A 25664-nucleotide genomic window follows, 5' to 3' on the forward strand; every position below is an offset into this window, starting at 1 on the left:
GCGTCCCATTGTCCCGTACGGCCGCGGTTGCCCGGCGGCTCGGCCACCGGGCGCTACTCGGCCTGGAGCACCAGCAGCGCCAGGTCGTCCTCCGGGGGCCGGGGCCCGAACTCGTGCACCAGCCGCCTGATGCGCTCGGCGACCAGCTCGGCGTCCAGACCCGTGCACCCGGCCAGCGCCACGGCCAGCCCGTCGCCGTCGTCGAACTGGCGGGAGCCGCTGCGCCGCTCGGTGATCCCGTCCGTGACGCACAGCAAGGTGTCCCCGGACCGCAGCACGAAGGTCTCGCTGACGTACGTCGCGTCCTCGACGACGCCGAGCAGGGTCTGCGGACGCGCGACGGCGGACACCGTGCCGTCCGGCCCGAGGAGCAGCGGCAGCGGGTGTCCGGCGGACGCGAGGGTGCAGCGGACGCCGCCCTCGAAGGGGACCAGTTCGCCGTAGAGGAGGGAGAGGAAGCGGGTCTGCGGTCCGTCGCCCGGGGCAACCGGTGGGCCTCCGGCGGCGACCAGCGCGCGGGCCGCGGCGTCGGCGGCCTCGGTGGCGTCGTCGAGGAGGAGCTGGTTGAGGCGGTCGAGGACGTCGGGGACGCCGTACTGCTCGCGGGCCAGCAGGCGCAGCCAGGGCCGGGCGAGGCCGATGACGACGGCGGCCTCGGGGCCCTTGCCCTGGACGTCGCCCACGGCGAAGCACCAGCGGCCGTCACCGGCCGGGAAGAGGTCGTAGAAGTCGCCGCTGGGGCCGCCCTTGTCGCGCGGTTCGTAGACGAGGGCGCTGCGCACGCCGGGGATCTCCGCGACGGCACCGGGCAGCAGGCCGCGCTGGAGTACGGCGCTGATGGTGGCCTGCCGGGCGTACTGGCGGGCGGCGCCGATGGCGAGCGCCACCCGGCGGCTGAGATCCTCGACCAGACCGGTGATCTCGTCGGGGAAACCGGGAGTGTCGAGGGTGTCGGGGTCGTCCGAGGCGGCGCCCGAGGTGTCGGCCCGGCCGATGACCAGGGTGCCCAGTGGCCTGCCGCCGGCGACCAGGCGGTAGGCGAGCGCGGTGCCGTGCGTGCCGTCCGGGCCGAGTGCGTCGCCGGGCCAGGGGTGGCCGACGGGGCCGGAGCGCCAGGGGTCGCGCGGGCGGGGCGGGTCCTTCTCCAGGGCGGCGCGCAGCTCGTCCAGGTGCCCCTCCCCCGCGTGCCACACGCGGGCCAGCCGGGCGCCCACGGCCGCTCCGGTGTCATCGGTCCAGGCGCCCCGGCCCAGGGACTCGTCCTCCAGCCACACCCCGCACCAGTCGGCGAGCCGGGGCACGATCAGCTGGCCGGTGAGGGAGGCGACCAGGTCCTCGTCGAGCTGCCCGGCCAGCAGGTCGGAGGCCTCGGCGAGAAAGGACAGCGCACCGCGGCCCAGCCACTCGCGGTCATGGACGCCCCGCCGGGCGCTGCCGCCCCACGCCTCGGACCACCGCGGCTCCCCCGACCGACCGGAACACTCCCCACAACCACACCTCACGTACGCCTCGTGACCGACGCCCTGGTGATCCCCGTCCGGGGCGCGGCCAACGCCCTGATCCCCGTCCGGGCCGGCTCCACACCCGAGGTGAGCCGCCCGAGGGTCGGGGCCCCGGCCCACATCCGGGTCGGCGCCGCACCCGGGAGCGCCCTGCCGCCGGCCGGGCCCCGGCGCCGAGTCCTCCGACCTCCCGGGGCCATCCGCATCCGGGTCTGCTGCACGACCGAGGGCGGCTGCCTGCCCGGGGGCGGCCGCCCGACGGTTCGGGCCCGATGCCGGGTCCTCCGGCCTCCCGAGGCCGTCCCCGTCCGGGTCGGCTCCACACCCGGAAGCGCCCCGCCGACAGTCCGAGTCCTGCGCCGAGTCCCCCGGCCTCCCGAGGCCGTCCGGGTCCGGGGCGTCCGAGGTCCCCGAGCCGTCCCGACCGGCGCCTTGGCCGCTCGTGCCGTCCTGGGGCACGTGGTCCATCCGGTCGCCCTCGCCGACCCGCATGTCCTCGCCGGACGCACCGGGCTCCCTGGAATCACCGGCCTCCCCCGACCCACCGGCCTCGCCGTCCCCGGCGCCTTCGGCCCCTTCGGCGTCCGCCGTGTCCGTCTCCTCCCCCGGCCGACGCGTGCCCGGTGGCTCGGGGCGTCGCGCCCCGCACCCTCCGGCGTACGCCTCGGTCTGTCCGGCGGTGTCCGTGCCCGCGGCCGGCAATCGCGCCCAGACCGTCTTGGTGCCCGGGCGGTACGTGATGCCCCACGCCTCCGCGAGCGCGGCGACCAGGCGCAGGCCGCGCCCGTACTCGGCGGGATCGTGCGGCGTCTCGGGGTCGGTGTTCCCCGGCGCGCGGGACGGGTGCTGGTCCGTGGCCTCGACGACGAGCGTGCCCGTCTCCTCCATCCGGAGGACCACGTCGACGTCGGTGCCGGCGTGCACCACGGCGTTGGTGACCAGCTCGCTGACGACGACCAGGGCGTCGGCGGCGAGGTGCTCGGTCAGCTGTTCCGCGCCGGGCAGGCTGCGCGCGGACCAGTCGGCGAGCGCGGCCCGCGCCATCGCGCGCGCGGCGCCCGGCGCCAGGGAGCTGCCGAGCAGGCTCACACCCGCCCGGGCGGACGCCTGGGCGGCGGTGTGCGCAGGCTCCGCACCGGCGGCGGAGCCGGTCTCCCGCTGCGTCGGAATGGCCCCCATGGACGTCTCCCCGGGCAGTTCGTGCGAGTTCCTCGCAGTCGATGCCGACAGAGTGACAGACCGGCCCCGCCCATAAGCACGGAGTTACCGAAGTGGGCCGCGATGAGTGAGAACCGTGCTAGGCGAACGTGCGAAGACGGCCGGAAATCGAACGGAAACCGGCCGTCTTCGAGCATCCGCGGCACGAACGGCGTCGCCGCCGAGGGCCTACGCCTCGCGCGAGCCCTCGTACATCTCCTCGATCAGGTGCTTGTACTCCCGCTCCACCACCGGCCGCTTCAGCTTCAGGCTCGGGGTGATCTCGCCGTGTTCGACGTCGAGGTCGCGGGGCAGCAGGCGGAACTTCTTGATGGTCTGCCAGCGCTGAAGGCCCTCGTTGAGCTGCTTGACGTAGCCGTCGACCATCTCGACGGTCGCGGGCGCCGCGACGATCTCCGCGTACGGCTTGCCCTCCAGGCCGTTCTCCTTCGCCCACTCGGTGATCGCGATCTCGTCGAGGGCGATGAGCGCGGTGCAGAAGTTCCGGTCGGCGCCGTGCACCAGGATGTTGGAGACGTAGGGGCAGACCGCCTTGAACTGGCCCTCGACCTCGGCCGGCGCGATGTACTTGCCGCCGGACGTCTTGATGAGGTCCTTCTTGCGGTCGGTGATGCGCAGGTAGCCGTCCGGCGACAGTTCGCCGATGTCGCCGGTGTGGAACCAGCCGTCGGCCTCCAGCACCTCGGCGGTCTTCTCGGGCAGCTTGTGGTAGCCCTCCATGATGCCGGGGCCGCGCAGCAGGATCTCGCCGTCGTCCGCGATACGCACCTCGGTGCCGGGCAGCGGCTTGCCGACGGTGCCGGTGCGGTAGGCCTCGCCGGGGTTGACGAAGGACGCGGCGGAGGACTCGGTGAGGCCGTAGCCCTCCAGGATGTGGATGCCGGCCCCGGCGAAGAAGTAGCCGATCTCCGGCGCCAGGGCGGCCGAGCCCGACACGCAGGCGCGCAGGCGGCCGCCGAACGCCTCGCGGATCTTGGCGTAGACGAGCCGGTCGGCGACGGCGTGCTTGGTGCGCAGCCCGGCGGGGGCGCTCGCGGTGCCGGTGCGCTTGAAGTTGTCCTGGGTGACCTTGGCGTACTCGCGGGCGATCCCGGCGGCCCACTGGAAGATCTTGTACTTGGCCCCGCCGCCCGCGCGGGCCTTGGCGGCGACGCCGTTGTAGACCTTCTCGAAGATGCGGGGCACGGCCGCCATGTAGGTGGGCTGGACGACCGGCAGATTCTCGATGATCTTGTCGACCCGGCCGTCGACGGCGGTGACGTGACCGGCCTCGATCTGGCCGGAGGTCAGCACCTTGCCGAAGACGTGCGCGAGCGGCAGCCACAGGTACTGCACGTCGTCCTTGGTGACCAGGCCGGTCGCGGCGATCGCCTTGGCCATGTACGACCAGCAGTCGTGCGGGAGCCGGACACCCTTGGGCCGGCCGGTGGTGCCGGAGGTGTAGATGAGGGTGGCGAGCTGGTCCTTGGTGAGCGCGCCGACCCGCTCCTTGATCAGCTGGGCGTCCTGCTCCAGGCGGGCCGCACCCCTGCGCTCCAGCTCGTCGAGGGTGAGGACCCACTCCTCGGCGGTGTCCGCGCCGGTGGCGTCGATCACGACGACGTGGGTGAGGTCGGGCAGCTCCGCCTTCTTCTCCTTCGCCTTGGCGAGCTGCGCGGCGTCCTCCGCGATCAGCACCCGGCTCTCGGAGTCGGAGAGGATGTACGCCGACTCGTCGGCGTTGGTCTGCGGGTAGACGGTGGTCGTCGCCGCGCCCGCGCACATGATGCCGAGGTCGGCGAGGATCCACTCCAGGCGGGTGGCGGAGGCCAGGGCCACGCGCTGCTCCGGCCGCACACCCAGCTCGATCAGGCCGGCCGCGATCGCGTAGACGCGCTCGGCGGCCTGCGCCCAGGTCAGCGACTTCCAGTCGTCGGGGCCCTCGCCCGCGGCCGGCGGCACCGGGTAGCGGTACGCCTCGGCGTCCGGCGTGGCGGCCACCCGCTCCAGGAAGAGTCCCGCCACGGAGGGCGGACGGTTCTCGATCAGTGTCTGTGTGTCGCTCACGACATCCTCCGGGCCCGCGACGGTGCGGCTGGCTCGTTGCGGCTGGCTCAGGTGCGGCTGGTTCACTCTCGGGCGGTGTTCGGGGCGTGACGCGGACTGTTGCCCGATCACTTGTTTAACTCACGAGTAACTACGGGGCAGGCATCAGGGTAAAGGGCGACCGGCCCCCGCGTAAGAGTCCGCGCCCTGTCACTTCCTACAGATGCGAGCCCGTGACATGCGAAGGGACCCGCCGCACTTTCGTACGACGGGCCCCTCGGTGTCCGTTTCGCCCGGACTCGGCGTGCGGCGCGGCGGTTACTTCTTGCCCTTGCCCGACCCCGCGCTGTCATCGCTGGACAGGACCGCGATGAAGGCTTCCTGCGGAACCTCCACGGAACCCACCATCTTCATCCGCTTCTTGCCTTCCTTCTGCTTCTCCAGCAGCTTCCGCTTCCGGGAGATGTCACCGCCGTAGCACTTGGCGAGGACGTCCTTGCGGATGGCGCGGATGGTCTCGCGGGCGATCACCCGGGAGCCGATGGCGGCCTGGATGGGCACCTCGAAGGCCTGGCGCGGGATCAGCTCGCGCAGCTTGGCGACGAGCCGCACGCCGTACGCGTACGCCGCGTCCTTGTGGGTGATCGCCGAGAAGGCGTCCACCTTGTCGCCGTGCAGCAGGATGTCGACCTTGACCAGGCTGGAGGTCTGCTCGCCGGTGGGCTCGTAGTCCAGCGAGGCGTAGCCGCGGGTCTTGGACTTCAGCTGGTCGAAGAAGTCGAAGACGATCTCCGCGAGCGGGAGGGTGTAGCGGATCTCGACGCGGTCCTCGGAGAGGTAGTCCATGCCGAGCAGGGTGCCGCGCCGGGTCTGGCACAGCTCCATGATCGAGCCGATGAACTCGGTCGGCGCGAGGATCGTGGCCCGCACGACCGGCTCGTACACCTCGTTGATCTTGCCCTCGGGGAACTCGCTCGGGTTGGTGACGGTGTGCTCGGTGCCGTCCTCCATGATCACCCGGTAGACCACGTTGGGCGCGGTGGCGATGAGGTCGAGGCCGAACTCGCGCTCCAGCCGCTCGCGGATCACGTCGAGGTGCAGCAGGCCGAGGAAGCCGACGCGGAAGCCGAAGCCGAGGGCGGCGGAGGTCTCCGGCTCGTAGACCAGGGCGGCGTCGTTGAGCTGGAGCTTGTCGAGGGCCTCGCGCAGCTCGGGGTAGTCGGAGCCGTCCAGCGGGTACAGGCCGGAGAACACCATGGGCCTGGGGTCCTTGTAGCCGCCGAGCGCCTCCGTGGCGCCCTTGTGCTGGCTGGTGACGGTGTCGCCGACCTTGGACTGGCGGACGTCCTTCACGCCGGTGATCAGGTATCCCACCTCGCCGACGCCGAGACCGTCGGCGGAGAGCATCTCCGGCGAGTTGGTGCCGATCTCCAGCAGCTCGTGCGTGGCGCCGGTGGACATCATCTTGATGCGCTCGCGCTTGTTGAGCTGGCCGTCGATGACACGGACGTACGTCACGACACCCCGGTAGGAGTCGTAGACCGAGTCGAAGATCATCGCGCGGGCGGGGGCGTCCTTGACGCCGACCGGGGCGGGGATCTCGGCGACGACCTTGTCCAGCAGCGCGTCGACGCCGAGGCCGGTCTTGGCGGAGACCTTGAGCACGTCGTCGGGGTCGCAGCCGACCAGGTTGGCGAGTTCCTCGGCGAACTTCTCGGGCTGCGCGGCCGGCAGGTCGATCTTGTTCAGCACGGGGATGATCGTGAGGTCGTTCTCCATCGCCAGGTAGAGGTTGGCGAGGGTCTGGGCCTCGATGCCCTGGGCGGCGTCGACGAGGAGGATGGTGCCCTCGCAGGCGGCCAGCGACCGCGAGACCTCGTAGGTGAAGTCGACGTGCCCGGGGGTGTCGATCATGTTGAGGATGTGCGTGTCGCTCTTGTCGTGGGTGGGGGCCCACGGCAACCGCACCGCCTGGGACTTGATCGTGATGCCGCGCTCGCGCTCGATGTCCATGCGGTCGAGGTACTGGGCGCGCATCTGCCGCTGCTCGACCACACCGGTCAGCTGGAGCATCCGGTCGGCGAGCGTGGACTTGCCGTGGTCGATGTGCGCGATGATGCAGAAGTTGCGGATCAGCGCCGGGTCGGTACGGCTCGGCTCGGGCACATGGCTGGGGATCGCGGGCACGCAGGGTCCTGATTCTTGAGGCGTCCGCAGTGTCTGCGGTCTCGGGTCTCGGGTCGGATCGATACGTAGCCTCCATGGTCCCACGGGTGGGGAGCCGGGATGGGTTTGGGACCCTCGACGACCCGCTGGTAGTGTGGGTGGCTGTGTCTCTTGCCCTCTCAGCACGAGGCACTCCTTCAAGAAATCACCGGCACGGGACCTTCGCGGCCTCGTGCCTGAACCTGCAAAGGCTCATTCGTGGCGAACATCAAGTCCCAGATCAAGCGGAACAAGACCAACGAGAAGGCCCGGCTGCGCAACAAGGCCGTCAAGTCCTCTCTGAAGACCGCGATCCGCAAGGCCCGTGAGGCTGCTGCCGCGGGTGACGTCGAGAAGGCCACCGAGTACCAGCGCGTCGCTTCGCGCCAGCTCGACAAGGCCGTCTCCAAGGGCGTCATCCACAAGAACCAGGCCGCCAACAAGAAGTCGGCGCTGGCGCAGAAGGTCGGCGCCCTCAAGGGCTGAATCCCTTATCTGGTCTGATCGCCGGAAGGACCCAGAGCGGGCCCTCTCTCATCCGCTCCCGTCCGGCACCCAGGGTCCATGCGCGGCCTGCGTTCGCCACGCGGGCATGGATCCGCGAGCTTGATCCGAAGGCCCCGGTGGGCCGTCCTTCCCCAGGACGGACGCCGGGGCCTTCGGTGTGTCCCGGGAGGGGTGTCCCGGGTACGAGGTCCCGGGTACGGGGCCACCCGGGTGCGGAGTCCGGACCCGGGGGCCGAGCGCGGTGGGCCTACGACCGTCCGCGGGAACGCGCCGCCCGCGCGATGATCACCACGGCCTTCTCCAGGGCGTACTCGGGATCGTCCCCGGCGCCCTTGACCCCCGCGTCGGCCTCGGCCACCGCGCGCAGCGCCACGGAGACGCCGTCCGGGGTCCAGCCGCGCATCTGCTGCCGGACGCGGTCGATCTTCCAGGGCGGCATGCCCAGCTCGCGGGCGAGGTCGGCGGGGCGTCCGCCGCGGGCGGAGGACAGCTTGCCGATGGCCCGCACGCCCTGCGCGAGCGCGCTGGTGATCAGCACCGGTGCCACGCCGGTCGACAGCGACCAGCGCAGCGCCTCCAGGGCTTCTGCCGCACGTCCCTCCACCGCCCGGTCGGCGACGGTGAAGCTGGAGGCCTCCGCCCGTCCGGTGTAGTACCGCCCGACGACCGCCTCGTCGATGGTCCCCTCGATGTCGGCGGTCAGCTGGGACACCGCCGAGGCCAGCTCCCGCAGGTCGCTGCCGATCGCGTCGACCAGGGCCTGGCACGCCTCCGGGGTGGCCGACCGCCCGGCCGTGCGGAACTCCGCGCGCACGAAGGCCAGCCGGTCGGCGGGCTTCGTCATCTTCGGACAGGCCACCTCGCGCGCCCCCGCCTTACGGGCCGCGTCGAGCACACCCTTGCCCTTGGCGCCGCCCGCGTGCAGCAGGACGAGGGTGATCTCCTCGGCGGGGGCGCCGAGGTAGGCCTTGACGTCCTTGACCGTGTCGGCGGACAGATCCTGCGCATCGCGTACGACCACGACTTTGCGCTCGGCGAAGAGCGAGGGGCTGGTCAGCTCGGCGAGGGTGCCGGGCTGCACCTGGTCGGGGGTGAGGTCGCGTACGTCCGTGTCGGCGTCGGCGGCCTTGGCGGCGGCCACCACCTCCTGCACGGCACGGTCGAGCAGGAGGTCCTCCTGGCCCACGGCAAGGGTCACCGGGGCGAGAGGGTCGTCGTTCGCAGTCTTTCTGGCCATCGCGACAAGCATCGCACGCACCACTGACAACGCCGGACGGGCGCTGCCGGACGCGGGCTACGGCTCCTCGCGCCAGCCCTCCCACTCCCCAGCGAACGCGTCCAGCTCACCGGGGTCCAGCGCTTCCCGCTCGTCGCGCAGGACGACGAGCCACTGGGCGTCCTCGGCGTCGTCCTCGCCGGCCAGGGCGTCCCGCAGGATGCGCGGTTCCTCGTCGATGCCGAACCGCTCCCCGAGTTCCCGGGCGGCCTCCTCCGCGGCGTCGCGGTCGGGCAGCACCAGCACATGTCTCACGTCGCTCACGGGAGCCATTGTCGGTCAGCTCTTGGGCACGATCTGCACGTCGAGGTCGATGCGGATGCTGGGGCCGACCACGGCGATGCCGCGGGCCAGCATCGTCTGCCAGCTCACCGTGAAGTCGTCGCGGTGCAGCTCGGTGGTGGCGCGGCAGGCCGCCCGCGTCTCGCCCTCCATGCCGTTGCCGAGTCCGAGGTACTCGGTCTCCAGCGTGACCGTGCGCGTCACGCCGTGCAGGGACAGCGCCCCGGTGACGGCCCACCGGTTGCCGCCGCGGTGCGTGAACCGGTCGCTGTAGAACTCCAGGGTCGGAAACCGCTCCACGTCCAGGAAGTCGGCCGAGCGCAGGTGGTCGTCGCGCATCTTGACGTTGGTGTCGATGGACGCCGCGTCGATCACGACGTGCATCGCGGAGTGCTGCATGTCGTCGGCGATCCGCACCGCGCCCGCGAAGGAGTTGAACCGGCCGTGGATGCGGGCCAGCCCGATGTGCCGCGCGGTGAAGGCGATCGAGGAGTGCGCCGGCTCGATCTCCCAGTCACCCGGCGCGGGCAGCTCCGGCGGCTGGGCCACTTGCAGCGTCACGTCGCCGAGCGAGGACAGCGAGTCCTCGACGACCGTCGCGGAGGCGCGGTAGGGGGTGTACCCCTCGGCGGACACGGCGAGCCGGTACTCCCCCGCGGGCACCGTCGCCACGAACGATCCGAAGGGGTCCGTGCCACCGCCGACCACCTTGCGCCCCATGGTGTCGCTGACCGTGAACTCCGCGCCCGGGACCGGGTCGTTGACGGGGTCGAGGACGCGACAGCTCAGCACTCCGGCGTCCGGCGGGGTGCGCACCGCCGCCAGGGGACCCGTCCGTTGCATCCGCTTCGTGCGGCTTCCCAGCAAGCGGCCGATCATTTGCGACACCCTCTGCACGACATCGAAAACCAGTTGACGGAGAAACATTCGATCACCGATGTGGCTTTCGAGGCAACACGGGACCACATCACGGGAAACCGTCACATGTGCTGGGAGTGGGCGGGAGTGGCCCCGTGTGGCCCCATGTGATCCCGTGTGGCCGCGTGTGGCCCGATATCAGCGCACCGGGTGCGTTCCCCGCCTCGTCACCGCTCCCAGTACAGGCCGCGGACCTGCACGCCGGTGACCGTGATGGGGGTCTGGTCGCCGGAGTCGGGCGGATAGTGGACGAACTCGAAGCGCAGCCGTTCACCGGCGGCGATCGAGCCGCTGTGCCCGAAGTCCGGGAAGCTGCCGCCGTCGGTGCCCACCCGTTCGACGATCGGGCCGGTCCACCGGCTTCCGTCCCGGCGGAGGTGGTAGAAGCGGCCCTGCAGCGTGGACCCGGGTGGCACGACGGCCCGGAGGTAGGCCGTGGCCTGGTAGTGGGACGCGCCGGTCAGCAGGTCCACGCCGTCCACGTTGAGCGTCGTCCACTGCCGGGGCGTGATCCGCTGGTCGTCGCCGTCGGACCGGCTGATCGCTCGCGGCATGTCTTCCTCCTCGAAATCGCCGGGTATCCAGCCGGCGGGGTGGGTGAGGCGTTCTTCGACCCGGGCGCGCATCGACGCCATCGTGAACCCGCGCGGGTCGATCTTTCCGGGCTGCCACTCCAGGTGGCCGATCACCGAGCGCTCGTTCCAGCCGTGGTGCCGGCACACGGCCGCGGCGGCCCGCTCGATCGCGTCGAGCTGCGCGGCGGGCCACGGGTCCGCGCCGTCGCCGAGGTTCTCGCACTCGAAGCCGTAGAAGTGCCGGTTGCCGTCGGTGTTGGCCTCGTTGTCCGGGGGCAGGGCCTGCTCCCCGACGACGGCGCGCAGGACGTCGTCGTCGCCCAGACCGGCGTGGTTGGCTCGGCCGTAGCCGACCAGGTGCACGCGGCCGTCCTTGGTGATGACGCCGTGGCACAGGGGGCCGGGCAGGCTCGCGTAGCCCTTGCGGCAGATGTCCACGGTGGCGGCGCTGCCTCGGGTCACGGTGTGGTGGATCATCACGCCGTTGACGGGTCCCCAGGCACCCTTGTGATTGCGGTTGTGGTTCCGCCAGTCGCCGACCTCGACGACGGTGAGGCCCTCCGCCTTCAGCGCCTTGAGGAAGCTGCCCGCGGTCATGGGGGTGGCCATCAGGCACGCTCCGGCCACGACCGGTCGGGGCGGTGGACGGTGTGCGCCGGATCGTCCTCGCCGCGCCGATGCACAACGGGGTGACCCGGCCTGGGGGTTCGGGGCATGGTCTCTCCTTCGGTGTGGCGGTGACCGGCCGTGGCCGGACGCGTCGGCCGCACGGCACGGTGGCGTCTTCCGCGCTGGTCTGGAAATTCCCGGTGCCCGCCCGGCCTACGCCTCCCACGGCACAGCGGGGACGGGAACCACTCGCGATCCGGCCAGTACGGGGCCCCCTGCCGCACCCTGAGCACCGGCACCGCCGACGCGGACGACGTGCTCGTGGCCATGACGACCGCCTCCCGTCCTCACTCCCCCGCCACCCGCAACTCCCTCCCCGAACCGGCCACCGCCAGCGCCCCGTCCCGGTCCGTGCGCAGCACCGTCGCTCCCTGGGCGCGCAGTGCCGCGACCGTGCCGGGAGCCGGGTGGCCGTAGGTGTTGTCCTCGCCGCAGCTGATGAGCGCGAGACGCGGGGCGACTTCCCGCAGGAACGCGAAGTCCTGGTGGGCGGAGCCGTGATGAGCCACCTTCAGGACATCCACGTCGTGCAGCTGTGCCGCCGCCGGGGAGCGGGCCAGCTCCCGCTGGGCCGGGGGCTCCAGGTCGCCGAGGAGGAGCAGGCGCAGGCCGGCCGTCCGGACCAGGAGGGTGACGCTGGCGTCGTTGGGACCGCCTTCCGTGCCTGGTGGCGCGGTCGTCGGTGGGCTCGGCGGGGGCCACACCACCTGCCAGGACAGCGGGCCGGAGCGTCGCCGCTCCCCGGCGGCCGCGTGCCGCAGAGGGATGCGTCGGGCCGCTGCCTGTCGGTGGACGAACTCGGCCTGGTCCGCCGGTTCTTCGAGGGCGGTTGTCTCGATCGCGCCCACCGAGCGGCCCCGCAGCACCCCGGGCAACCCGGCCACGTGGTCGGCGTGCGGGTGGGTCAGCAGCACGAGGGGCACCCGGGTGATGCCGAGGGCACGCAGGCAGTGGTCGACCAGGGCGGGATCGGGACCCGCGTCCACGACCACGGCCGTCCCCTCACCCGCCGCGAGCACCAGCGCGTCGCCCTGACCCACGTCGCACATCACCATCCGCCAGCCCGGCGGGGGCCACCCCTTGATCACCCGGGCCAGCGGCGGCGGCTGCGTCACGAGAAGGAGCAACAGCAGGGCGCAGACCCCGCACCACCACGGGTGCCGCACCAGGCGCCGGCCGGCCAGCAGGACGCCCACGGTGGCGAGGGCGAGCAGCGCCGCCCCGGCCCAGCCGCCCGGCCAGTCCACTCCCGCGCCGGGCAGCGCGGCCCCGATGCGGGCGATCCCCGCGATCCACTCGGCGGGCCAGCTTCCGCACCAGGCCAGGCTCTTGGCCAGCGGCATCGCCATGGGCGCCGTCGCCAGCGCCGCGAAGCCGAGCACCGTGGCCGGGGCCACCGCGAACTCCGCCAGCAGGTTGCACGGCACCCCCACCAGACTCACCCGCTGCGACAGCACGACGACGACCGGCGCGCACACGGCCTGCGCGGCAGCCGCGGCGGCCAGTGCCTCCGCGAGCCGGGGCGGTACCCGGCGCCGGCGCAGCGCCGCGCTCCACCGTGGAGCGATCGTGAGCAGCGCCCCCGTGGCCAGCACGGAGAGCAGGAAGCCGTAACCGCGGGACAGCCAGGGGTCGTAGAGGACCAGGAGCAGGACCGCCGTCGCCAGGGCCGGGAGCAGTGATCTGCGGCGGCCGGTGGCCAGGGCGAGCAGGGCGACGGACCCGAAGGCCGCCGCCCGCAGCACGCTCGGGTCGGGTCGGCACACGACGACGAAGGCGAGCGCGAGCAGCCCGCCGAGCAGCGCGGTCGTCCGCAGGTGCAGGCCGAGGCGGGGTGCCAGTCCCCGGCGCTCGCTGCGCTGGGCCAGGCCCGGCGGGCCGAGGAGCAGCGCAAGCACGATCGTGAAGTTGGCGCCCGATACGGCCAGCGTGTGTGTCAGGTCGGTCTCCTTGAACGCCTCCTCCAGGTCCGGCGTGACGCGCGAGGTGTCGCCGACGACCAGGCCCGGCAGCAGCGCCCGCGCGTCTGCCGACAGGTCCTCGGTCGCCTCGCGCAGGCCGGCCCGCAACCGTCCCGCCAGCCGTTGCGCCGTCGAGGGCTTCGCCCGCGTCTCCGGCGGCTGTCGGCCCGCCCGGACGCGCAGTACCGCGGCGATCCGGTCACCGCCCTGCCTCGGGGGTGACAGCCGGGCGGTGACGCGGAGCCTCGTGGTCGGCAGCAGCTCCAGCCAGCGGGAGGGCCCGGGCCCTGGGCGGGCTCGCTTCCCTTCCTCAGCGACGTCGACGAGGAGGAGCACCGGCGTCCGGGCCGTCACCGCCGTCCCGCCCGACTCGCTCAGCCACCGCACGTCGGCCTCGATCAGCACCGTGGGCGGCACGGCGCGGTTGCCCCGGACCCGCGGCCGGGTGAGGCGGGGATCGGCCGTGACCTCCACCTCGGCGGTGACCGTGGCGTACCGCCGCGCCAGCTCCGGCACCGGTCCCCGGCGCGGGTCCGCGCCGTGCAGCGCGGCCGAGGCGGCGGACGCGGCGACGCACAGGAGCAGAGCGGTGGCCGCCGGTGCGTGGGGCCGTCCGCGCGCCGGCCCCAGCAGCACTGCCCCGGCCAGGAGCAGAGCGCCCGTCACCACGCCCACCGCCCAGCCGGTCGGCATGCCCAGCACCAGGGCCGCCGTCGCCCACGCCGCCAGGGCGGGCGGTACCAGGCGCAGGTCCGCGGGGCCCTCCTGCCGGGGGTGGGCCGCGCCCAGCCGGTGGCCGGAGGCGGCGTGCACGGCGGCACGCGGGGGCCTCGCACGGGGCCGGTCCGGTCCGGCGCGTCCGTCCGGCCGCTCCACCTCCCTCACGTCCGCGTTCATGGCCGTACGAGGTCCCGCAGGTCCGCGAAGCGGCGCTCGCCGATGCCGTTGACCTCGCGCAGTTCGTCCACCGAGCGGAACCCGCCGTGCTGGGTGCGGTAGTCGATGATGTGCTGGGCGAGGACCGGGCCGACGCCCGGGAGGGTGTCGAGCTGGTCGGTGGTCGCCGTGTTGAGGGAGACCGGTGCCGCGGGCCCCGCCGCCCCCGTCGACCCGCCCGGGGCGGGACCGGGTCCCGGCGGGGGCGCGGGCGCGGGCCCGGGCGCTCCGACGATCACCTGTTCGCCGTCCACCAGGAAGCGGGCCCGGTTCAGTCCGTCGGTCTTCGTGCCGGGCCGCACGCCTCCGGCGGCTCGGAGGGCGTCCGCGACCCGTGAACCGGCCGGGAGGCTGTGGATGCCGGGTTCGCGGACCTTGCCGCCGACGTCCACCACGATCTCGGGCCCGGCCGTGGTGGTGGGTGGGGCCTTGGACTCGGGCTCGCCCGGCGTCGCCCGGTCCGCGGCCGTCGGCCCCGGTTTCCCGGCTCCGTACGCCGCCGCTTCCCGCACCACCTCGGGTGCCGCCACCGGCTGGGTGCGGCCGGACCGGAAGTGCTGCACCGCGAAGACCGCCGCGAGGACGAGGAGGACCGAGAGCGCGGCGACGCTGCGCCGCTCCAGGCCGCACCGTGTCTGCAACCACACCGGCATCCGCTCCCGCAGTGCCTGACCGGTCCGCTCCCGCCAGGTCGGCGTGGCGCCGTCGGAGTCACCGACGTCCATGTCGCCGCGGGCCTCGGGGCGGGGCAACGGCGGTCCCTTTCCCACCTCTCCCTGCGCCCCCTCGTGTCCGGCCCGGTCGTCGCGTCCCTCGGCGCGCTCGGCGAACAGCGCCTCCGCCCTGCGCCGCAGCTCCTCCGGGGGTGGTGGCCGGCGACCGTGCCGGACGTGGGAGCGGGGGCGGGCGTGGGCACGGGAGCCGGGGGCGCGGCGGTGCGCGAGGCGGCCGTCGGAGGCCGGGGCGCGGCCCGGGCCACTGGTCGCGGACGGGGTGCGTGAACGTGATCGAAGAGCCATGCGACGAGGATCGGGCACCTCGACGCCCTCGCGATGATCATGGTCGATTCCCGGGGACTACCCACGGGTTGTGGAGAACTCCGGCCCCCTCACGGGTGACCCGACGGCACGCACCACGATCCTCGCCACCCTCGCCAACCCCCGACAGCACGCACCACGGCCCTCGCCGCACCCGCACGCCCCCGGCAGCCCGCCCTCACCGCGACGAGACCACGACCCCCAGCAGCCCCGGCCCGGTGTGCGCGCCGATCACCGCACCGACCTCGCTCACGTGCAGGTCGGCCAGCCCGGGCACCCGGTCCCGCAGGCGGTCCGCCAGGGCCGACGCCCGGTCGGGGGCGGCGAGATGGTGGACGGCGATGTCGACGGGCGCGCTGCCCGCCCGGTCCGCGGCGATCTCCTCCAGCCGGGCGATGGCCCGGGACGCCGTGCGGACCTTCTCCAGGGGTTCGATGCGGCCGCCCTCCAGCCGCAGCAGCGGCTTCACGGCGAGCGCGGAGCCGAACAACGCCTGGGCCGCCCCGATCCGGCCGCCGCGGCGCAGATAGTCGAGGGTGTCGACGTAGAAGTAGGCGGAGGTGCCCGCGGCGCGCTTCTCCGCGGCCGTGACGGCCTCGTCCACCGTGCCGCCCGCCTCCGCCGTCTCCGCGGCGGCGAGCGCGCAGAATCCGAGGGCCATCGCGATCATCCCGGTGTCCACGACCCTGACCGGGACGGCGGACTCACGCGCCGCGACGACGGCCGCGTCGTGGGTGCCGGAGAGTTCGGCGGACAGGTGGAGGGAGACGATGCCGTCGACCCCGGACTCGGCGATCCTGCGGTAGGTCTCGGCGAAGAGTTCGGGACCGGGGCGCGAGGTGGTGACCGGCCGCCGTTTCTGCAGCGCCTGGGCCAGGGAGCGGGTGGAGATCTCGGTGCCCTCCTCCAGGGCCCGGTCGCCCAGGACGACGGTCAGGGGTACCGCGGTGATGCCGTGCCGCTCCATCGTCCGGGCCGGAAGGTAGGCCGTTGAATCCGTGACGATAGCGACATGGCGGGACATGAGCTGGAGGTTACCTGGCGTAGTGCCCGTACGGCAGTCCGGCCCCGACGACCGGCGTTCACAGGACCGGGTCGGTTCGAACGGGACCGGTCAGGTCGTGTTCTCCGGGCGGGCCTTCTTCTGCCAGGGGTACACGGGGCTCGCGGCCGGCGGGGTGATGGCGGGGCGCGTGGCGTCCTCCTCGGCCGGGCCCTGAGCGGGGGAATCCGGCCAGGTCTGCCGGGTGGACGGGGCCTCGGCGGGCGGCGCCTCGGGCCAGGACGGCGGCGCGGCGGCCGGCCCCGCCCCCGGCCCTGCCCCGGTCTCCGTCGTCTCCGTCGTCTCCGTCCAGTGCCGCAGCGCCCCGGCCTCCACGTCGATCTGCGCGCTCAGCGAGTCCAGGTCGTCGTCCGCGAAGCGGTGGGCGCGGTCGCGGGCCGCCCAGCGCAGGGAGTCCGCCGACCGGACGATGCGCTCGGTGCGTTCACGCAGCCCGGGCAGGCGCTCGGCGAGGGTGGCGCGGTCCGGCTCGGACTCCAGCCGCCGCAGCTCGCCGTCCAGCTCGAAGCCGTGCGCGCTGAGCCGCTCGAAGAGGGCGAGGGACTCCTTGAGGGACTCGTCCTCGGCCACGCGCGCGTGCAGCGCGTCCTGGGTGGCCCGCATGGAGGTGCGCAGGCTCAGCCGCAGCTGCGCCAGCTCGCCCACCGGGCCCACCTGGACGAGGGACTTGGCCCGCAGGGTGTGGTCCTCGACGGTGCGGCGGGCCTGGGTGATGCCCCGGTCCACGCTGCGCTTGGCGGCGCCGACGGCCTTCACCGTGGCGTAGACGCCCAGCACCACCGCGAGCAGGAAGAGCAGGGCGAACACAGTGAGCGCTGCTTCCACGAGGCTCCTCCTTCGGACGTCCGGCCCGCGCACCGGCGGTCCACGGCACGGGTCGCGCCGCTCTTCCACGGTAAACGCAGCGGGCAGGCCCAGGGTTCCGCGAGAACCCCGAACCTGCCCGTACCCGACCCGTAGGGGGCGCCCGGGGCGCCCCGGTCACCGCCTACGCGGGCACGATGTTCACCAGCTTCGGCGCCCGCACGATCACCTTGCGGATCCCGGCTCCGCCCAGCGCGGCCACGACCTTCTCGTCGGCCAGCGCGGCCTTCTCCAGGTCGTCGTCGGAGATGGAGGGGGCCACCTCCAGCCGCGCCTTGACCTTGCCCTTGATCTGGACGACGCAGGTCACCGTCTCGTCGACCACGTACGCCGGGTCGGCCACCGGGAAGTCCTGGTGCACCACCGAATCGGTGTGCCCCAGCTTGCGCCACAGCTCCTCGGCGACGTGCGGGGCCAGCGGCGCGACCAGCAGCACCAGGCGCTCGGCGACCGACCGCGGGACCGGCCCCCCGGCCTTGGTCAGGTGGTTGTTCAGCTCGGTGACCTTGGCGATGGCGGTGTTGAACCGCATGCCCTCCAGGTCCTGCCGCACGCCGTCGATGGCCTTGTGCAGGGCGCGCAGGGTGTCGGTGTCGATGTCGGCCTCCGCGACGTCGGCCACGGACAGCTCGCCGGTGTTCTCGTCGACGACGTTGCGCCACAGCCGCTGGAGCAGCCGGAACTGGCCGACCACCGCGCGGGTGTCCCACGGCCGGGACACGTCCAGCGGGCCCATCGCCATCTCGTACAGGCGCAGCGTGTCGGCGCCGTACTCGGCGCAGATCTCGTCGGGGGTGACGGCGTTCTTCAGGGACTTGCCCATCTTGCCCAGCAGCCGGGAGACCTTCTCGCCCTGGTAGAAGTAGGCGCCGTCGCGCTCCTCCACCTCGGCGGCCGGTACGGCGATGCCGCGGCTGTCCCGGTAGACGTAGGCCTGGATCATGCCCTGGTTGAACAGCTTGTGGAACGGCTCGGCCGAGGAGACGTGCCCCAGGTCGAACAGGACCTTGGACCAGAAGCGGGCGTACAGCAGGTGCAGCACGGCGTGCTCGGCGCCGCCGACGTACAGGTCGACGCCGCCGTGCGGCAGGCCCTCGCGCGGGCCCATCCAGTACTGCTCGATCTCGGGGTCGACCAGCCGCTCGCTGTTGTGCGGGTCCAGGTAGCGCAGCTCGTACCAGCAGGAACCGGCCCAGTTGGGCATCGTGTTGGTCTCGCGGCGGTACTTCTTCGGCCCGTCGCCCAGGTCCAGGGTGACGTTGACCCAGTCCTCGTTGCGGGACAGCGGGGTCTCGGGCTCGGTGTCGGCGTCGTCCGGGTCGAAGGTGCGCGGGGAGTAGTCCTCGACCTCGGGCAGCTCCAGCGGCAGCATCGACTCGGGCAGGGGGTGGGCGATGCCGTCCTCGTCGTAGACGATCGGGAAGGGCTCGCCCCAGTAGCGCTGGCGGCTGAACAGCCAGTCGCGCAGGCGGAAGTTGACGGTGCCCTCACCGGCGCCGGTGCGCTCCAGCCACTCGGTGATGCGCTCCTTGGCCTCGACGACGGACAGGCCGTCCAGGCTGACCCCGTCGCCCGAGGAGCCGGTGCTGGACGAGTTCATGATCTTCGCGTCGTAGGAGGAGAAGGCGTCCTCCCACGTCGAGGGGTCGGTGCCGCGGCCGTCGGTCGGCTCGACGATGCAGCGGATCGGCAGCTCGAAGGCGCGGGCGAACTCGAAGTCGCGCTGGTCGCCCGCCGGGACGGCCATGATCGCGCCGGTGCCGTAGCCCATCAGCACGTAGTCGGCGATGAAGACCGGGACCTGCTCGCCGTTGACCGGGTTGGTGGCGTACGCGCCGATGAAGACGCCGGTCTTGTCCTTGGCCTCGGCCTGCCGCTCGACGTCGGACTTCGAGGCGGCCTGCGCGCGGTACGCGGCGACGGCCTCGGTCGGGGTGGCGTGGCCGCCGGTCCACGCGTCGCGGGTGCCCTCGGGCCAGGCGGCCGGGGTGAACTTCTCGACCAGCGGGTGCTCGGGCGCCAGCACCATGTAGGTCGCGCCGAACAGCGTGTCGGGGCGGGTGGTGAAGACGGTGATGCGCTCGCCGTCGACGGGGAAGTCGACCCGGGCGCCCTCGGAGCGGCCGATCCAGTTGCGCTGCTGCAACTTGATGGCCTCGGGCCAGTCCAGCTGGTCCAGGTCGTCCAGCAGCCGGTCGGCGTAGGCGGTGATGCGCATGTTCCACTGGCGCAGCTTGGCCTTGAAGACGGGGAAGTTGCCGCGCTCGGAGCGGCCGTCGGCGGTGACCTCCTCGTTGGCCAGCACGGTGCCCAGTCCGGGACACCAGTTGACCGGCGCGTCGGAGGCGTAGGCCAGGCGGAACCCGCCCAGGACGTCGGCGCGCTCGGCCTCGCTTAGGGTGCTCCACGCGCGCCCGGGGTGGCCGGGGACCGCCCGCTCACCGGAGGCGAACTGCGCGACCAGCTCGGCGATCGGACGGGCCTTCCTCGCCTCCTCGTCGTACCAGGAGTTGAAGATCTGCAGGAAGATCCACTGGGTCCACTTGTAGTACTCGGGGTCGATCGTGGCGAACGACCGGCGCTTGTCGTGGCCCAGGCCCAGCCGGCGCAGCTGGCTCTGCATGTTCTTCATGTTGGCTTCGGTGGACACGCGCGGGTGCGTGCCGGTCTGCACGGCGTACTGCTCGGCGGGCAGGCCGAAGGCGTCGAAACCCAGGGTGTGCAGGACGTTGTGGCCGGTCATCCGCTGGAAGCGGGCGAAGACGTCGGTGGCGATGTAGCCCAGGGGGTGGCCGACGTGCAGGCCCGCACCGGACGGATACGGGAACATGTCCATGATGAACTTCTTGGGCTTGGCGACCAGCTCCGGGTCGCCCGCCAGGTCACCCTTGGGGTTCGGCGCGGCGTACGTCCCCTCGGCGTCCCAGAAGTCCTGCCAGCGTGCCTCGATCTCGGCGGCCATGGCAGCCGTGTAGCGGTGCGGCGCGGTGTCCGCCGACACGGGGGCGGACACCGCGGGGTTCGTCTCGCTCATGATCCTCAAAGCTCCATCGATCGTCTCTGCCAGCGGCTGCGACCTTCATGACCAGCGGCTGCGATGGCCGGGAAATGAAAAATCCCCTCGCACAGGAGGGGACGCCGCGCCGATTCCGGCCACCGGACTGCGACCGGGGTCGGGACTGATCAGCGCGGCTCGCTAAGCAGAAGGCGTACGGCACGCATGGCGTCAGGGTACCGCAGACGTCGAGCGGGCCGCGACGGGCTTCCGGCCGACGGGTGGCCGGCGGACGCCGGCCGGAATCCGGGGCCCGTGATCCGGAAACCGGAGGCGAACCTGAACCAAAGTCAAAGGTTACTTCGCGTAACGACCACTAAGGGACGCCGACCCGAGCGCGCTGTCATTTGATAACAACGCAATAACTCAAACCTCCTACCCACGGGTATGGCGCCACTTAGAGTGCGGCAGCGGGACCGCTTTCCCGAACCGCTCCGGAGTTGCCCCCATGAACCCTCCCCCGATCCACCCCCGCGCCACCGGCTCACCGCCTCCCGTCACGTCCCTGACGTGCGGAGGTCCGTCGTCATGACGAACGACAGCACGGCGGACGACACCTTCGCCCACTTCCTCGACTTCGGCGCCGGCGTCCTCTCCCTCGTCTTCCTCAGCTGCTCGGTGATCTGGGGTCTGCTCGCCCAGGACCGGATCGTCCTCGACACCCGGCAGCGGATCCTGGCCCAGGCGGTGCACCGGACCACCGCGGTCGCCTCGGTCGTCTTCCTGCTGGTGCACATCGCGGTCAAGCTGGTCCTGGACCACACCACCTGGGTCGCCGCGGTCCTCCCGTTCGGGCTCCTGGCCACGGACGACGAGGAGTTCGGCGGCCGGGCCGTCCTCATCGGCTTCGGCACCCTGGCCAGCATGCTCATGATCTTCGTGGGGGTCACCGGAGCCCTGCGCAACCGCTTCGCCTCCCCGGCCCCCGTGGCGGCCCGCTGGCGGGCCATGCACATGCTGGCCTACCCGGCGTGGTGCCTGGCCCTGCTGCACGGGCTCTACGCGGGTCGCGCGGCGAAGCCGCTCTTCGTGGTGCTGTACGCGCTGTCCTTGATCGGCGTTATGGCGGCCCTGGCGCTGCGCGCGGCGCCCCGTCCGGTCAAGCGCAAGGTCGCCGACCGGATCGCCGCGCTCCTGGGCACCGGGGAGCGGCCCGTCCGCGAGGAGCAGGCGGAGAGCCGGCCGAGGGACACCGCGGCCCGGCCCGGCTACGAGCGCGCCGGGGCGTCGTCCGCGCGCGGCGCGTCCCCGTCCGCCCCGCGGTACGAACCCGCGGAGCGCCTCACTCCCCCGGAGCCCGCGAGCGGCTTCGCGGCGGCCTACCGCGCCGTGTCCGGCCCCTCGGGCGGGCGCCGGCCGCCGCTGACGGCCGACCCGGCCACGTCCGCCCAGCTGCCGCCGGACCTGCGGCCCACCGCGGCGATGCCGGTCGTGGACGGCGGCGGCAGCACCTCGGGCAGCTGGCCCGTGCCGTCGCCGCCCCCGGTCGGCGAGGCGCCCCCGTCGGTCTACGACCCGCTCAACGACACGGGACACACCATCCCGGTCTACGGCGGCACGGACGCCGCGGACCACTCCGCGGGCTACTCGGCGAGGTACTCCGCGCCGCCCGCCTCGGGCTACGGCTCGAGTGACGTGTACGACACCCGTGAGACGAACGCGGTCTACGACACGTACTACCCCAGCGACACGTACAACAGCGGTCCCGCCCCTGAACCAACCCCCGGTGTGCCGTCGCCGTCCCACGACTTCGACGCACCGGGTTCCGGTGAACCTTGGAACACGCCTTCCGGAGGCTTGAATTGAACGAGGCCCTGCCCGACGTCCCCGAGGTCCGCGTGGTCGGGCTTCCCCAGCTCACGTCGGGCTTCGACCTTGTCGAGCGCCTGGATCTGCCGATGCACCTCAAGGTGCACGGTCCGCTCGAACCGATGGGCGGGGAGCAGCTCGCGCAGCTCTCCGAACGCATCGGCCTGAAGGGCCGCGGCGGCGCGGGCTTCCCCTTCCACAAGAAGCTGCGCTCGGTCGCCGAGGCGGCGATCAAGCGCGGCGTGCGCCCGGTCGTGGTCGTCAACGGCAGCGAGGACGAACCGGCCTGCCGCAAGGACACGGTGCTGATCAACCGGGCCCCGCACCTGATCCTGGACGGCGCGCTGCTGTGCGCCGAGGCGATGGGCGCCCGCACGCTGGTCATCGGGGTCACCCGCGAGTCCACGCAGCGCTCCATGGAGGCCGCCCTCGCCGAACGCGGGCTGAGCAACGGCCGCCGGTCCGCCCTCCGCGCGCGCGTGCAGCGCAATCCGGTACGCATGGTCACCGGCGCGGCGGCCTCGCTGATCCGCTCCATCGACGGCGGCCCGGCGATCCCGCCCGGCCGCAAGGTGAGCGCCTCCAGGAGCGGCGTCGGCGGCGCGCCGACCCTGCTGTCCAACGCCGAGACCTTCGCCCAGCTGGCGATCGCCGCCCGCATCGGCCCGGAGCGCTACGGCAACACCGGCCTGTACGACGAGCCGGGCACCGTGATGCTCACGGTCTCCGGCGCGGTGGCCCGCCCCATGGTGATCGAGGTCCCGACGGGCGTGCCGCTGCGCTACGTGCTCCAGCTCGCCGGCGCCCCGCCGATGCCGCAGGGGGTGCTGACCGGCGGCTACCACGGCAAGTGGCTCGACGCGGCGACCGTCGACGAGGCGATCGTCTCCCGCAACTCGCTGCGGCAGGTCGGCGGCTCGCTCGGCGCGGGCGCGATCCTGCCGATCAGTCAGGACACCTGCGCGCTGGGCGAGTCGCTGCGGGTGGCGCAGTGGCTGGCCGAGGAGAGCGCCGGCCAGTGCGGGCCCTGCTACCTGGGCCTGCCGGCCGCCGCGCGGGGCCTGGAGGACATCCTGAACGGCGGCGGCCCGGCCGCCCTGGAGGCGGTCAAGCAGGTCGCGCAGAACGTGAAGCGGCGCGGCGCCTGCTCGCACCCGGACGGCTCGGCGATGTTCCTGGAGTCGACCGTCAAGGCGTTCACGGACGACCTCGCCGCCCACGTCCTCGGCAACGGCTGCGGACGGCCCGTGGAGGGTGTCCTGCCGCTCTTCGAGGGGGGCAGGACCGCGACCGGCGTCCCGGGCGGCGGGGAGGAGAACGGCCCCAGCCGCCAGAAGATCTACGTCGACTGGACGCTGTGCCGCGGGCACGGGCTGTGCGCGGACATCCTTCCGGAGGTCTTCCAGCTCGGCGCGGACGGCTTCCCGACCGTCGCGCAGGCCGAGGTGCCGCGTTTCGCGGAGGCCAAGGCGGTGCGCGCGGTGCGCCGCTGCCCGGCGCTGGCGCTGCGCATCGAGGAGGACACCCGCGGGCGGGCGCCGTCCTCGCGCGGCAACCTGCCGGTGCTGTCCCAGGGCCGCGGCCGCCGGGCGCTCGGCCGCTGAGGAACGGACAAACCCCCGGATCGATGATCCGGGGGTTTGTCCGTGAAGTGTGGAGCTAAGGAGAATTGAACTCCTGACCTCCTGCATGCCATGCAGGCGCTCTACCAACTGAGCTATAGCCCCTTGTCCTTCGTCCGCCCGGTCTCCCTGGCGGCGACGCCAACATTACACGGTCCACCGGGGCGAACGCCAAATCGTTTCCGTTCCGTCCGGTTCGCCCTAAGCCGTCACGAACGAGTAGAAGCGTTTGAGTGTGCAGTGCTCCTCCAGGAGCCGGCCGTAGATCGGCTCACCCTCGAGTTCGCGGTACGTCTCGATGGGGTCGCCTTTTATGATCAGCGCCCGCGCACATTCCTCGCACCAGTACTGGTAGTCGGGGTTGACCGGTTCCATGTCGCGCACGATGGGCGTGCCGCTGCCGCACCAGTCGCACTTCCGCCTGTGTGCACCCATCGATCAGCTCCAGCTGTGGCCGCAGGCCGTGCACACGTAAGAGATCCCGCCGTTGTCGCCGAGGACTTGGGCCACATGACCGGAACCGCAGGAAGGGCAGCTGAGACGGGTGACCGTGTTCCGCGCCACCGCTCCGCCGAGGAGGTGACCGACCTCCTCGAGGATGTTCCCAGGCATCGCCACTCCCTCCCGTCGGGCCGCGGTCCCCTTCCGGCCGTTTGATTCTGCCACGGCCGGGCCGACCGGTCAGCGACGCCTCAGTACCGGTCCGGACACGGAGTCCCACCGACGTATACGCCTGTGGGACGCCTGTTGCTCAAGCGGACGCAGACGAAAAATCCCGCCCCCCGAAGGGGACGGGATTCGTCCGTGGGCTGTGGAGCTAAGGAGAATTGAACTCCTGACCTCCTGCATGCCATGCAGGCGCTCTACCAACTGAGCTATAGCCCCTGGTGCCACGCGACCCGGGCCGCATGGTCCTCCACTTCGTCCGCTCCGCTCGGCGGGGCGAACAAGAAGAACTTTAGCCTGCGACCTGCCGGAAAGTGAAATCGCCGTTCAGACGTCGTCGCCGATCACCGGTTCCGGCAGAGTGCCGGCGTTGTGCTCCAGCAGGCGCCAGCCGCGGGCGCCCTCGCCGAGGACCGACCAGCAGCAGTTGGTCAGGCCGCCGAGGCTCTCCCAGCTGTGCGGCTCCAGACCCAGCAGGCGGCCGATGGTGGTACGGATCGTGCCGCCGTGGCTGACCACGACGAGGGTGCCGTCCTCGGGGAGCTTCTCGGCGTGCCGGAGCACCACGGGGGCGGCGCGGTCGGCGACCTCGGTCTCCAGCTCGCCACCGCCCCGGCGCACGGGCTCGCCGCGCTTCCACGCCGCGTACTCGTCGCCGTGGCGGGCGATGATCTCCTCGTGGGTCAGGCCCTGCCAGACGCCCGCGTAGGTCTCCCGCAGGCCCTCCTCCAGGGTCACCTCGAGGCCGGTGAGCACGGACAGCTCGGCGGCCGTGTCCGCGGCGCGCGCGAGGTCGGAGGCGACGATCGCGTCGGGCCGCAGGTGCACGAGCAGCCCGGCCGCGCGGCGGGCCTGGGCGACGCCGGTCTCGGTCAGCTCGACGTCCGTGCTGCCCTGGAAGCGGCGCTCCACGTTCCACGCGGTCTGGCCGTGCCGCCAGAGGATGACGCGGCGGCCGCGGCCCGGCCTGCCCGCCGTCACCTCTCCGGTGGCGCTCATCGCCAGTCCTCGTCGGTGCGCGTCGCCTCCTCGGCGGCCTGGAGCTTCGCGTGCTCCTCCGCCTTGCCGCGGGTCTCCTTGGCGTCCGCGGGCAGCTCCAGCTCGGGGCAGTCCTTCCACAGCCGCTCCAGGGCGTAGAAGACGCGCTCCTCGCTGTGCTGGACGTGGACGACGATGTCGACGTAGTCGAGCAGGACCCAGCGGGCCTCGCGGTCGCCCTCGCGGCGCACCGGCTTGGCGCCGAGTTCCTTGTTCAGCCGCTCCTCGATCTCGTCGACGATCGACTTGACCTGGCGGTCGTTGGGCGCGGACGCCAGCAGGAAGGCGTCCGTGATCGACAGCACGTCGCTGACGTCGTAGGCGATGATGTCGTGCGCGAGCTTGTCGGCGGCCGCCTGGGCGGCGGCGTTGATGAGTTCGATGGAGCGGTCGGTCGCGGTCACTGCCTGGCTTTCGGGTCGGCGGTCGGTTGACC

The 25664-nt window shown here is 72.6% G+C and carries 17 protein-coding genes, 2 tRNA genes and 1 pseudogene; 3 read left to right on the forward strand and 17 right to left on the reverse strand.

Annotated features, from left to right (window positions below; genetic code table 11):
* Nucleotides 1-53: 53 nt before the first annotated feature.
* The 3 genes from ACIRGB_RS17510 to lepA all read right to left on the reverse strand — a co-directional run bounded on the left by ACIRGB_RS17510 (nucleotide 54) and on the right by lepA (nucleotide 6932).
* Complete coding sequence (locus ACIRGB_RS17510) at nucleotides 54-2681, reverse strand: SpoIIE family protein phosphatase (RefSeq protein WP_403865177.1); 2628 nt, start codon at nucleotides 2679-2681, stop codon at nucleotides 54-56.
* 207 nt (nucleotides 2682-2888) lie between these two features.
* Nucleotides 2889-4766: an AMP-dependent synthetase/ligase gene (locus tag ACIRGB_RS17515; RefSeq protein WP_403865180.1), complete on the reverse strand. Its 1878-nt coding sequence runs from the start codon at nucleotides 4764-4766 to the stop codon at nucleotides 2889-2891.
* A 297-nt stretch (nucleotides 4767-5063) separates the two neighbouring features.
* Nucleotides 5064-6932, reverse strand: a complete 1869-nt coding sequence (gene lepA / locus ACIRGB_RS17520) for a translation elongation factor 4 (protein ID WP_356359817.1) — start codon at nucleotides 6930-6932, stop codon at nucleotides 5064-5066.
* A 237-nt stretch (nucleotides 6933-7169) separates the two neighbouring features.
* On the opposite strand from lepA, the gene rpsT reads away from it, so the two are divergent.
* Nucleotides 7170-7436 carry a 30S ribosomal protein S20 gene (gene rpsT, locus ACIRGB_RS17525; protein ID WP_030180898.1) on the forward strand — a complete coding sequence of 89 codons (267 nt, stop codon included), beginning with the start codon at nucleotides 7170-7172 and terminating at the stop codon, nucleotides 7434-7436.
* A 268-nt stretch (nucleotides 7437-7704) separates the two neighbouring features.
* On the opposite strand, the gene holA is transcribed toward rpsT, so the two are convergent.
* From holA to leuS, 9 genes and pseudogenes are all read right to left on the reverse strand, one after another.
* Nucleotides 7705-8694 carry a DNA polymerase III subunit delta gene (holA, locus tag ACIRGB_RS17530; protein ID WP_403865183.1) on the reverse strand — a complete coding sequence of 330 codons (990 nt, stop codon included), beginning with the start codon at nucleotides 8692-8694 and terminating at the stop codon, nucleotides 7705-7707.
* Between the two features lie 57 nt (nucleotides 8695-8751).
* Complete coding sequence (locus ACIRGB_RS17535) at nucleotides 8752-8997, reverse strand: hypothetical protein (RefSeq protein WP_121701375.1); 246 nt, start codon at nucleotides 8995-8997, stop codon at nucleotides 8752-8754.
* A 15-nt stretch (nucleotides 8998-9012) separates the two neighbouring features.
* Entirely contained in the window at nucleotides 9013-9894 is an 882-nt protein-coding gene (locus ACIRGB_RS17540; protein WP_403865186.1) for a YceI family protein, read from the reverse strand.
* Between the two features lie 638 nt (nucleotides 9895-10532).
* Nucleotides 10533-11105: pseudogene (locus tag ACIRGB_RS17545) on the reverse strand (N-acetylmuramoyl-L-alanine amidase); the annotation flags it as partial.
* Nucleotides 11106-11464: 359 nt separating this feature from the next.
* Complete coding sequence (locus tag ACIRGB_RS17550) at nucleotides 11465-14035, reverse strand: ComEC/Rec2 family competence protein (RefSeq protein WP_403865189.1); 2571 nt, start codon at nucleotides 14033-14035, stop codon at nucleotides 11465-11467.
* On the reverse strand, nucleotides 14032-15093 hold the full coding sequence (locus tag ACIRGB_RS17555; protein WP_403865192.1) for a helix-hairpin-helix domain-containing protein: 1062 nt from the start codon (nucleotides 15091-15093) through the stop codon (nucleotides 14032-14034). The genes ACIRGB_RS17550 and ACIRGB_RS17555 overlap by 4 nt, the downstream gene beginning before the upstream one ends.
* A gap of 196 nt (nucleotides 15094-15289) precedes the next feature.
* Nucleotides 15290-16135 carry a DegV family protein gene (locus ACIRGB_RS17560; RefSeq protein ID WP_403865194.1) on the reverse strand — a complete coding sequence of 282 codons (846 nt, stop codon included), beginning with the start codon at nucleotides 16133-16135 and terminating at the stop codon, nucleotides 15290-15292.
* 90 nt (nucleotides 16136-16225) lie between these two features.
* Nucleotides 16226-16999 (reverse strand): hypothetical protein, encoded by a 774-nt coding sequence (locus ACIRGB_RS17565; protein WP_403865197.1) that lies wholly within the window; start codon nucleotides 16997-16999, stop codon nucleotides 16226-16228.
* Nucleotides 17000-17162: 163 nt separating this feature from the next.
* A complete protein-coding gene (leuS, locus tag ACIRGB_RS17570) occupies nucleotides 17163-20072 on the reverse strand; it encodes a leucine--tRNA ligase (RefSeq protein ID WP_403865199.1) in 2910 nt (969 codons plus the stop codon).
* A gap of 549 nt (nucleotides 20073-20621) precedes the next feature.
* On the opposite strand from leuS, the gene ACIRGB_RS17575 reads away from it, so the two are divergent.
* Together ACIRGB_RS17575 and ACIRGB_RS17580 are read left to right on the forward strand one after the other, a co-directional pair.
* Nucleotides 20622-21899, forward strand: coding sequence for a cytochrome b/b6 domain-containing protein (locus ACIRGB_RS17575; RefSeq protein WP_403865202.1), 1278 nt, complete (start codon nucleotides 20622-20624; stop codon nucleotides 21897-21899).
* A complete protein-coding gene (locus ACIRGB_RS17580; protein ID WP_403865205.1) occupies nucleotides 21896-23506 on the forward strand; it encodes an NADH-ubiquinone oxidoreductase-F iron-sulfur binding region domain-containing protein in 1611 nt (536 codons plus the stop codon). Before ACIRGB_RS17575 ends, ACIRGB_RS17580 begins: the two co-directional genes overlap by 4 nt.
* 50 nt (nucleotides 23507-23556) lie before the next feature.
* On the opposite strand, the gene ACIRGB_RS17585 is transcribed toward ACIRGB_RS17580, so the two are convergent.
* The 5 genes from ACIRGB_RS17585 to rsfS all read right to left on the reverse strand — a co-directional run bounded on the left by ACIRGB_RS17585 (nucleotide 23557) and on the right by rsfS (nucleotide 25632).
* Nucleotides 23557-23629, reverse strand: a tRNA-Ala gene (locus ACIRGB_RS17585).
* Between the two features lie 96 nt (nucleotides 23630-23725).
* Nucleotides 23726-23959, reverse strand: a complete 234-nt coding sequence (locus ACIRGB_RS17590) for a hypothetical protein (protein ID WP_003976229.1) — start codon at nucleotides 23957-23959, stop codon at nucleotides 23726-23728.
* Between the two features lie 377 nt (nucleotides 23960-24336).
* Nucleotides 24337-24409, reverse strand: a tRNA-Ala gene (locus ACIRGB_RS17595).
* 108 nt (nucleotides 24410-24517) lie between these two features.
* A complete protein-coding gene (locus ACIRGB_RS17600; RefSeq protein WP_104632997.1) occupies nucleotides 24518-25189 on the reverse strand; it encodes a histidine phosphatase family protein in 672 nt (223 codons plus the stop codon).
* Nucleotides 25186-25632, reverse strand: a complete 447-nt coding sequence (gene rsfS, locus ACIRGB_RS17605) for a ribosome silencing factor (RefSeq protein WP_052838175.1) — start codon at nucleotides 25630-25632, stop codon at nucleotides 25186-25188. Before rsfS ends, ACIRGB_RS17600 begins: the two co-directional genes overlap by 4 nt.
* Between the last annotated feature and the right edge of the window lie 32 nt (nucleotides 25633-25664).

Source organism: Streptomyces sp. NPDC102490 (genome assembly GCF_044765285.1).
Classification (GTDB): domain Bacteria; phylum Actinomycetota; class Actinomycetes; order Streptomycetales; family Streptomycetaceae; genus Streptomyces.

Excerpts from the sequence above, each read along its gene's own strand:
- ACIRGB_RS17510 (WP_403865177.1), bottom strand. The coding sequence starts at position 2,681 with ATGGGGGCCATTCCGACGCAGCGGGAGACCGGCTCCGCCGCCGGTGCG.
- holA (WP_403865183.1), bottom strand. The coding sequence starts at position 8,694 with ATGGCCAGAAAGACTGCGAACGACGACCCTCTCGCCCCGGTGACCCTT.
- ACIRGB_RS17540 (WP_403865186.1), bottom strand. The coding sequence starts at position 9,894 with ATGATCGGCCGCTTGCTGGGAAGCCGCACGAAGCGGATGCAACGGACG.
- ACIRGB_RS17550 (WP_403865189.1), bottom strand. The coding sequence starts at position 14,035 with ATGAACGCGGACGTGAGGGAGGTGGAGCGGCCGGACGGACGCGCCGGA.
- ACIRGB_RS17555 (WP_403865192.1), bottom strand. The coding sequence starts at position 15,093 with ATGGCTCTTCGATCACGTTCACGCACCCCGTCCGCGACCAGTGGCCCG.
- ACIRGB_RS17560 (WP_403865194.1), bottom strand. The coding sequence starts at position 16,135 with ATGTCCCGCCATGTCGCTATCGTCACGGATTCAACGGCCTACCTTCCG.
- leuS (WP_403865199.1), bottom strand. The coding sequence starts at position 20,072 with ATGAGCGAGACGAACCCCGCGGTGTCCGCCCCCGTGTCGGCGGACACC.
- ACIRGB_RS17575 (WP_403865202.1), top strand. The coding sequence starts at position 20,622 with ATGACGAACGACAGCACGGCGGACGACACCTTCGCCCACTTCCTCGAC.
- ACIRGB_RS17590 (WP_003976229.1), bottom strand. The coding sequence starts at position 23,959 with ATGGGTGCACACAGGCGGAAGTGCGACTGGTGCGGCAGCGGCACGCCC.
- ACIRGB_RS17600 (WP_104632997.1), bottom strand. The coding sequence starts at position 25,189 with ATGAGCGCCACCGGAGAGGTGACGGCGGGCAGGCCGGGCCGCGGCCGC.